Here is a 7,173-nt window from a genome sequence, read left to right as displayed (position 1 = left end):
GGCCCCACGCGATGGGTACGGTGCGGTTCAGGTCACCATCGATACCAACGGCCGCGCCCGCCGCCCGCGTTGGTGGAGCGCATCACGAAGCCCAGCAGCCACAGCACCAGCACCGCCAGGGCGACCCACCACAGAATCTTGAGGGCGAAGCCCGCACCGAAAAGGATCACCGCGAGAAGCAGAACCAGAAGCAGGGGAACCATAGTCATCAACCTCCTGCGCTCCGTCTGCCCTGCCGATGCTCCTCCACTCCTCACAATTTCCTTGTTTGTGAAGGCATGCTCAGGGCACCTGCAGGACTACCGCGACAGCGGCACAGGATGCTACGAGGAGGCATGTTCCATGAGTGCCGGCGAAAAGGCCAAGGCGAAGACCGAGCAGGCCGAGGGCAAGGCGAAGGAAGCGCTGGGGCGCGCCCTCGGCAACGACCGCATGGCCGCCGAGGGACAGGCGCAGCAGAGCAAGGGTGACGCGCGCGAGGCCAAGGAGAAGACCAAGGACGCGTTCAAGCACTGACGTCTCGCACATGATCGAGGGCCTCCCCGGTGTCTTCCGGGGAGGCCCTCGATCGTATGCGGAACACCGCCGGCTCAGGGCCGGGTGGCTGTCAGGGCCGGGTGGCCGACTGGATGTCGGGGTACAGCGGGAAGATCTGGTCGAGGCCGACGATGCGCAGCACGCGCAGTGTGTGCGGAGGCACGGCTGCGAGGGCGACGTCCGCCTGCGCGGCGAGTGCGTGGCTGCGGGCCGCGAGCAGGGCGGTGATTCCGCTGGAGTCGCAGAACTCCATGCCGGCGAGGTCCAGCACGAGGCGCCCGCCCGGCCGGAGGACGAGTGTGCTCAGCAGCGCACGCAGTTCGGACGCGCTGGTGTAGTCGAGTTCGCCGCCGATCTCCAGAACGGGACCGGTGGCTGCGTGTCGCGTGATGATCTTCAGCGGGCTCATCGTGGTCTCATCGTGGGTTCGTCGTCTGCGGGTCGGGGGCGGGCACGCCCAGGGCGAGCAGGGCGGTGTCGTCGTCGAGGCCGTCGCCGAAGCCGTGGAGGAGGTCCGTCAGGGCCTGGACGACGGCTCCCGGGGGCTGTCCGGCCCGGTCTGCGGCGAACGCCAGGAGCCCCTCGTCCCCGAACAGGGTCGTACGGTCCTCGCCGGTGCGGGCCTCGGTGATGCCGTCCGTGTAGAGCAGCAGGGTGTCACCGGGGGCGAGGACGGTGGTGGCGCCGACGAAGGGAGCGGAGGGCACGACACCCACGAGGAGCCCGCCCGGGGTGGACAGGAAGTCGGCCGTGCCGTCCGCGCGCAGGACGAGGGCCGGGGGGTGGCCGCCCGAGGCGAGCCGGACGGTGACCTTGCCCGCCGCGCGGTCCGGTTCGAGCACGCCGAAGACGGCCGTGCAGTAGCGGGGGTCCCCGCCCTGGGCGTACCGCTCGTGGAGCACCCGGTTGAGGGTCGACAGGGCGGAGACCGGATCGGGGTCGTGCAGGGCTGCCGCGCGCAGGGTGTAACGGGTGAGTGAGGTGAGCGCGGCGGCCTGGGGGCCCTTGCCGCACACGTCGCCGAGGAAGAAGGCGAAGCGTTCGCCGTCGACGGGGAAGACGTCGTAGAAGTCGCCGCCCAGCCGGTCGGGCGAAGCGGTGTGGTAGTAGGCGGCCGTCTCCATCCCGGGCGGGGACGGCAGGGTGGTGGGCAGCAGGGACTGCTGCAGCACGGCGAGGGCATCCTGGAGACGGGCGCGGTCGGCCTCGGCCTGCGCGCGCGCCTCCTCGGCCTGGGCTCGCGCCTCCTCGGCGGCCTTACGGCCGCGCAGCAGTTCCTCCTCGTAGGCGCGCCGGTCCCGGGCGTCGAAGACGGATGTGCGGATCAGCACCGGCTGGCCGCTGCCGCCCTGCTTGACCGCGGAGGAGACCAGGACGGGCATGCGTCCGCCGCCGCTCCGCCTGATCTCCAGGGCTATGCCGCCGATCTCGCCCTGCAGGCGCAGCAGCGGTGCGAAGTGCGTCTCGTGGTACAGCTTGCCGCCCATGGTGAGCAGGTCGGTGAAGCGCATCCGGCCCACCACCGCCTCGCGCTCCAGGCCGAGCCACCCCAGCAGGGTGGCGTTGATCTTCGCGATGGTGCCGTCCATCAGGGTGGACAGGTAACCGCACGGCGCGCTCTCGTACAGTTCCTCGGCGCTGTCCTCCAACAGCGCGGCGAACGCCCCGTTCGCCGTCTCCTCGCCGCCCCTGCCCCGCGGGTCGGGCTGTTGCCCGATTCGGCACATCAACGCAGGCCCGCCAGGAAGCCGGTGATCGCCTCGTTGGTGGCCTCGGGCGCGGACAGGTGCGGGCAGTGTCCGGTCGCGTCAAGGGTGACCAGTGTCGAGCCGGGGATCGTCCGGTGGAGGAAGGCCCCGACCTCGCGCGGGGCGATGACGTCCTGGGTGCACTCCAGCACCAGCGTCGGCACCCGCACGGTCTTCACGTCGTCCCGCGAGTCGGACAGGAAGGTCGCCCGCGCGAAGACACGCGCCATGTCCGGGTCGGTGGCACAGAAACTGTTCGTCAGCTCCTGACCCAGCTCTGGGCGCTCCGCGTTGCCCATGATCATCGGAGCCATCGCGGCCGACCAGCCCAGGTAGTTCGACTCCAGCGACGCCAGCAGTTCGTCGATGTCCCCGGCGCTGAACCCGCCCCGGTAAGCGTCGTCGTCGATGTACCGCGGCGACGGAGCGACCATCACCAGCGCCCCGATGCTCTCCGGAGCCATGCCGACGACCAGTGCCCCGATCATCGCGCTGACGGAATGCCCCACGAACACCGCGTCGCGCACGTCGAACGCCTCGCACACCTCCACCACGTCCCGGGCGTAGCCGTCGAGCGAGGCGTAGCGGCTCTCCGAGAAGGCGGAGGGATCCGCACGGCCCGAACCCACGTAGTCGAACAACACCACCCGGTACCGGTCCACCAGAGCCGGCACCGTCAACCGCCACATGTTCTGATCACAGCCGAACCCGTGAGCCAGCACCACCGTGCGCCCGTCCGGGTTGCCGATGACGTTGACGTTGTTCCTGCGGCCGATGTCCATCGGGACAGTCTCGCAGGTCCCGCGGTGCGCCCCGGGAGGACGAGCACCCGGTGGACGGTTCATGAAGGGTTCATGGAGGCGGTCACACGAAACGCGCCTCATGAACGGGACGACAGCGGGTAGGCGAATGACGCGATACCGGCAACTCGTGATGAAAGACAAGGAACGACCCACGGGAAGAGTTCTATGGTCACCCCGCTTGAAGATCGGGCATCGGAGGAAGAGGGGACCGCGACGTCCCTGCGCTACAGCGCCGCCTGGGACACGGCGGACGCGTCGATCGCCGACGCCCGAACGGCCGTGCGCGCGCTGCTGGCGCGGGCCGGTCACGATCCCCGCCACCGGCCGAGTCAGGACGCCCAGCTCGTCGTCAGTGAACTGGTCACCAATGCGCTGCGCCACGCGCCCGGTCCGGGCGCCCTGGCACTGGAAGTGACGCCCGACGCCGGTCTGCTGCGCATCGCCGTACGGGACAGCTCCCCTCGCCCGCCAGAGCCACGGGCACACGACGCGCGCCGGGTAGGCGGCCACGGGCTGTACCTGGTCGCCCGGCTCTGCGACCACCTGCAGACGATCGCCCTCAACTCCGGCAAGCAGATCGTCGCGCACCTGCATCTGCACTAGCCCGTGTATCGTCGGCGCCGCATGCCCGTCCGAGCTGGACGGCGGCGTTGCCGACACCGCCCGCCGCGCCAACGACGAGTCGTTCGCCAGGGCGCAACCCGGCCTTGTCCCGCAGCGCGGTGATGGCCGTGGTGGCCATCGGCGGCGCGGCGGCGTCCACCAGGTCAAGGCCATCAAGGAGCCCGCCGACCCGCTCGACGGCACGGTCACGTACCCGGCGTCGCGCTGCCGAACCCGGAGGTGCGGCCCAAGACCCCCATACGCGGTCGCCGGCCGCGCACCGGGTGGCTCCGCACCCGGTGCGGCGACCTCGTCGCCGGTGAAGTCCAGGCCGACGCGCTTGGGGAATTTCCGGCTGCTCAGGAGGCGGAGACGGCCGGCACGGACTGCCAGTTCGCCGCCGATGACGAATCCTCTCGGATCACAGCCCGGGACGGGGTGCGGGCGGACACTCGGCGCAACCGGGAGAGCGTCCTGGTCGCGGCCCGTGCGGTCTTTGCGGAGCACGGGATCGACGCCCCGATGGCGACCGTGGCCCGACGGGCCGGGCTCTGCCGCGGGGCCCTCGATGCGAAGGGCCCGCGGGCCGCGGCGGTGCACGGCGGCTGAACAAGCAAGTCCCCCAAAAAACCCGGGCCTGCACGCCGTCACATGTGCGGCGCTGGGGCTCCGGGCGTCGGTCGGCTCAGTCCTGCGGTTCCGGCGCGGTGTCGGCCGGTCGGTCAGGGGTGCCGTGCCAGTCCAGTATCAGGACGGTGGCGTCGTCCTTGAGGTTGCCGTGGCAGGCGTCGAGCACGGCGGCGGTCAGGCTCCGGACGACTTCTCGTGGATGCAGATCGCGGGTGTCGTGCGCGACCGAGAACAGGTCGGCGGCCGCGGCGCCACGGTCCTGCATGCCGTCGGTGAGCAGGATCAGGCGGTCGCCGGGGAGCAGGCGCAGTTCCTGGAGACGGTACGGGGTGGGCGCCGCCACACCGAAGGGCAGGTTGACGGCGAGTTCGACCTCCTCGACGACGCCGTCGCGCAGTCGCAGCGGCCAGGGGTGGCCGGCGTTGACCAGTTCGCACAGCCCTGTTTCCAGTTCGACGCAGAGCAGTTGGCCGGTGGCCAGGCCCCTGCTGTGCCGCAGCAGGGCCTGATGGGCGTGGTCGGCCTGCTTGAGGGCGTCGCAGCCGCTGCGTCGCGCGCGTCTCAGCGCGCCGACCAACAGCGTGGCCAGCAGGGCGGAGTTGGTGTCATGGCCCATGGCGTCGGTGATGGACACATGGAGCCGGTCGCGGTCGAGTGTGTAGTCGTAGGTGTCCCCACCGATGTCGTCGGCCGGAACCAGCCCGGCGGCGAGGGTGAACTGCGGCGCCTCGCAGCACGAGGCCGAGGGGAGCAGCTGGTGCTGGATCTCGGCGGCCAGGCTGGTCTCGGTGGTGCGCCGGCCCAGGTGGTAGAGATCGGTGAAGCGGCCGTCGGTGACGATGATGTAGGCGAGCGCGTGTGCCGCGTCACGGACCTGCTGGAGTACGGCCGCGTCGGCGGACTGCAAGGTCACTTCCAGGACGCCGATGCAGTCACCTCGGTTGCTGACCGGAGTGATGACACGCAGTCCGCCCTGGCCGTCGTCCTCCACGAACTGCCGCTGAGCGCGCAGGACGCTGTCGTAGACGCTGCCCCGCAGAGGTAGGGGCGCCGCGCCGTCCGCCGTCTCTTCGCCGGCCGCGGCAAGGCGTACCAGCCGTTGTCCGATGAGGTCGACGAACAGGAAGGACACCCGCTCCGCACCGAACCGCTTCTGCAGATCGTGTGCCACCACATCGACAGACCCACCGGGCGGGGCCGCCTCCGCGGCGGCCAACAACTCGCCCAGTTCCAGATCTCCACCCTTCACGACAACCTCCCGTCGGCTGCCGCACCTTCTTCCCCGAGTCTCCTCAGAATCACATGGTGCGCCCGTTTTGGCCGGTCAGGGAGTTGAGGGCCCGGGGCGCGCCCACCGAAGCGGCCGGGCGAGGGCGCACAGGGCGGGCGCGGGGGTGAGGGCCCGGGGCGGGCACCCCGGCCCCGGTGACCTGCTCCGTACCGATCGCCACATCGCCACGTCGCCACATCGCCACCGTGGGCTTCGTCACTAAACCACTTAGTAGATCAGTAGAAATCGCCCTCTTCTCCGGCAGGGGCGGCTCCCTTTGGGTACCGTCGGATCGGAAGAGGTCGAACCGTCGTCGGAGGAGTCCCGTATGCGGGAGAGCAGGTGCGTGCGCGCAGGAGGTGCCCTGGGGCAGCTGTTGCTCGTCGTCACGCTCGCGCTGGGGGTCTTCGCGATGCACGGCACGGGTCATCCCGGGGAGTCGGCGCACTCCGCCATGAGCAGCGCGTCCGCCACGGCCGCCACGGACCCGTCGAGCGTGTCCGCTTCGCATCACGGAACGACGGGCTCGGCCGTCGGCCGGAGCATCCTCGACCATGGCGCTGACGCGCCGGATCCGTCGTCCTCGCACGGGCCCCCCAAGGCGATGGACATGCTGTCGCTCTGTGTGGCGGTGCTGCTCGGCGGCTGGGTGCTCTCCGCGCTGCTCGCGTCGGCGCTCACCCGCTGCCGGGTGTGGTCCGCCCGGATTCTCACCCGGGTCGCCGCCGCGCGGCCGAACTCGCCACCGCGCGGCCCCGATCTCACCCGTCTGTCAGTTCTGCGGCTGTAGGCCGAACCGCTCTCGCGGGCGCGCGGCACGCGCGGACCCGCGGCTTCGCCCGCCCTCTCACAGCCCACGAACCCACACCACGAGGTGAAACCGACATGACCGCCCTCGCGCATGCCCCGCGCCGCAAGCACCTACGACGCGCCGTCGCCACCGGCATCGCCGTCGCAGCCGGGACCCTCTTCCTCACCGCCTGCGGCAACGACATGAACGGCATGGACCACGGCAGCGGCAAGGCCACCGCGTCCCCTACGGCCACCGCGACGACCGGCAAGGCCGCGTCCACCGACTTCAACAAGGCCGACGTCGCGTTCGCGCAGATGATGATCCCGCACCACGAACAGGCGCTGGAGATGGCCCGGCTGGCCGACGACCGGGCGTCCGACACGGAGATCAAGGAGATCGCCGCAACGATCGAGAAGGCCCAGGACCCCGAGATCAGGACGATGAAGGGATGGTTGAAGTCCTGGAACGAGCCGACCGGCGTCGAGTCCATGCCCGGCATGGAACACGGTGACGGTGACGGCATGATGAGCGGCTCGGACATGGAACACCTCAAGGGTGTGAAGAACGCCGAGTTCGACAAGATGTTCGCCGAGATGATGATCGAGCATCACAACGGCGCCATCGCCATGGCCCGGGACGAGCAGAAGGACGGCGAGAACACCGCCGCCATGACCATGGCCGGTGACATCGTGCGCGGCCAGTCCGCCGAGGTCGACCAATTGGAGGGCGTCCTCGACCGGCTCTGACGGCCCCGTGGCGCGGGGCCCACCCCGGGGGCCCCGCCCCCCC

9 protein-coding genes and 2 pseudogenes are annotated in these 7,173 nt (G+C 70.5%); 5 read left to right on the top strand and 6 right to left on the bottom strand.

The window, feature by feature from the left end:
* Positions 1–32: 32 nt before the first annotated feature.
* Positions 33–203, bottom strand: a complete 171-nt coding sequence (locus ACFU5F_RS41880; RefSeq protein WP_012998553.1) for a hypothetical protein — start codon at positions 201–203, stop codon at positions 33–35.
* A 139-nt stretch (positions 204–342) separates the two neighbouring features.
* Here ACFU5F_RS41880 and ACFU5F_RS41875 point away from each other — a divergent pair, with 139 nt between their 5' ends.
* A complete protein-coding gene (locus tag ACFU5F_RS41875) occupies positions 343–516 on the top strand; it encodes a CsbD family protein (protein ID WP_078580046.1) in 174 nt (57 codons plus the stop codon).
* A 91-nt stretch (positions 517–607) separates the two neighbouring features.
* On the opposite strand, the gene ACFU5F_RS41870 is transcribed toward ACFU5F_RS41875, so the two are convergent.
* The 3 genes from ACFU5F_RS41870 to ACFU5F_RS41860 are packed head-to-tail and all read right to left on the bottom strand — an operon-like array spanning position 608 to position 3,067.
* A complete protein-coding gene (locus ACFU5F_RS41870) occupies positions 608–946 on the bottom strand; it encodes an STAS domain-containing protein (protein WP_383898879.1) in 339 nt (112 codons plus the stop codon).
* A 7-nt stretch (positions 947–953) separates the two neighbouring features.
* Entirely contained in the window at positions 954–2,264 is a 1,311-nt protein-coding gene (locus ACFU5F_RS41865; protein WP_383898877.1) for a PP2C family protein-serine/threonine phosphatase, read from the bottom strand.
* Positions 2,264–3,067, bottom strand: coding sequence for an alpha/beta fold hydrolase (locus ACFU5F_RS41860; protein ID WP_383898876.1), 804 nt, complete (start codon positions 3,065–3,067; stop codon positions 2,264–2,266). Before ACFU5F_RS41860 ends, ACFU5F_RS41865 begins: the two co-directional genes overlap by 1 nt.
* A gap of 186 nt (positions 3,068–3,253) precedes the next feature.
* Between ACFU5F_RS41860 and ACFU5F_RS41855 the strand changes: the two genes are divergently transcribed.
* On the top strand, positions 3,254–3,691 hold the full coding sequence (locus ACFU5F_RS41855; protein WP_383898875.1) for an ATP-binding protein: 438 nt from the start codon (positions 3,254–3,256) through the stop codon (positions 3,689–3,691).
* A 4-nt stretch (positions 3,692–3,695) separates the two neighbouring features.
* Here ACFU5F_RS41855 and ACFU5F_RS41850 read toward each other — a convergent pair.
* A pseudogene (locus ACFU5F_RS41850) lies at positions 3,696–4,198 on the bottom strand (NAD(P)-dependent alcohol dehydrogenase); the annotation flags it as partial.
* Here ACFU5F_RS41850 and ACFU5F_RS41845 point away from each other — a divergent pair.
* Positions 4,130–4,294, top strand: a pseudogene (locus ACFU5F_RS41845) (TetR family transcriptional regulator); the annotation flags it as partial. The pseudogenes ACFU5F_RS41850 and ACFU5F_RS41845 sit on opposite strands and share 69 nt — an antisense overlap.
* 82 nt (positions 4,295–4,376) lie before the next feature.
* On the opposite strand, the gene ACFU5F_RS41840 reads toward ACFU5F_RS41845, so the two are convergent.
* Positions 4,377–5,570 carry a PP2C family protein-serine/threonine phosphatase gene (locus tag ACFU5F_RS41840; protein WP_383898873.1) on the bottom strand — a complete coding sequence of 398 codons (1,194 nt, stop codon included), beginning with the start codon at positions 5,568–5,570 and terminating at the stop codon, positions 4,377–4,379.
* A 349-nt stretch (positions 5,571–5,919) separates the two neighbouring features.
* On the opposite strand from ACFU5F_RS41840, the gene ACFU5F_RS41835 reads away from it, so the two are divergent.
* Entirely contained in the window at positions 5,920–6,381 is a 462-nt protein-coding gene (locus tag ACFU5F_RS41835) for a DUF6153 family protein (protein ID WP_383898871.1), read from the top strand.
* A gap of 95 nt (positions 6,382–6,476) precedes the next feature.
* The gene (locus ACFU5F_RS41830; RefSeq protein ID WP_383898870.1) at positions 6,477–7,130 is read left to right on the top strand and encodes a DUF305 domain-containing protein; all 654 of its coding nucleotides are present in this window, start codon (positions 6,477–6,479) and stop codon (positions 7,128–7,130) included.
* Positions 7,131–7,173: the final 43 nt, after the last annotated feature.

The sequence above is a fragment of the Streptomyces sp. NPDC057438 genome (assembly GCF_042802995.1).
In the GTDB taxonomy this organism is placed as follows: Bacteria; Actinomycetota; Actinomycetes; order Streptomycetales; family Streptomycetaceae; genus Streptomyces.
Note: the sequence above shows the minus strand (reverse complement) of the source record. Positions and strands in the feature narration are given on the sequence as shown.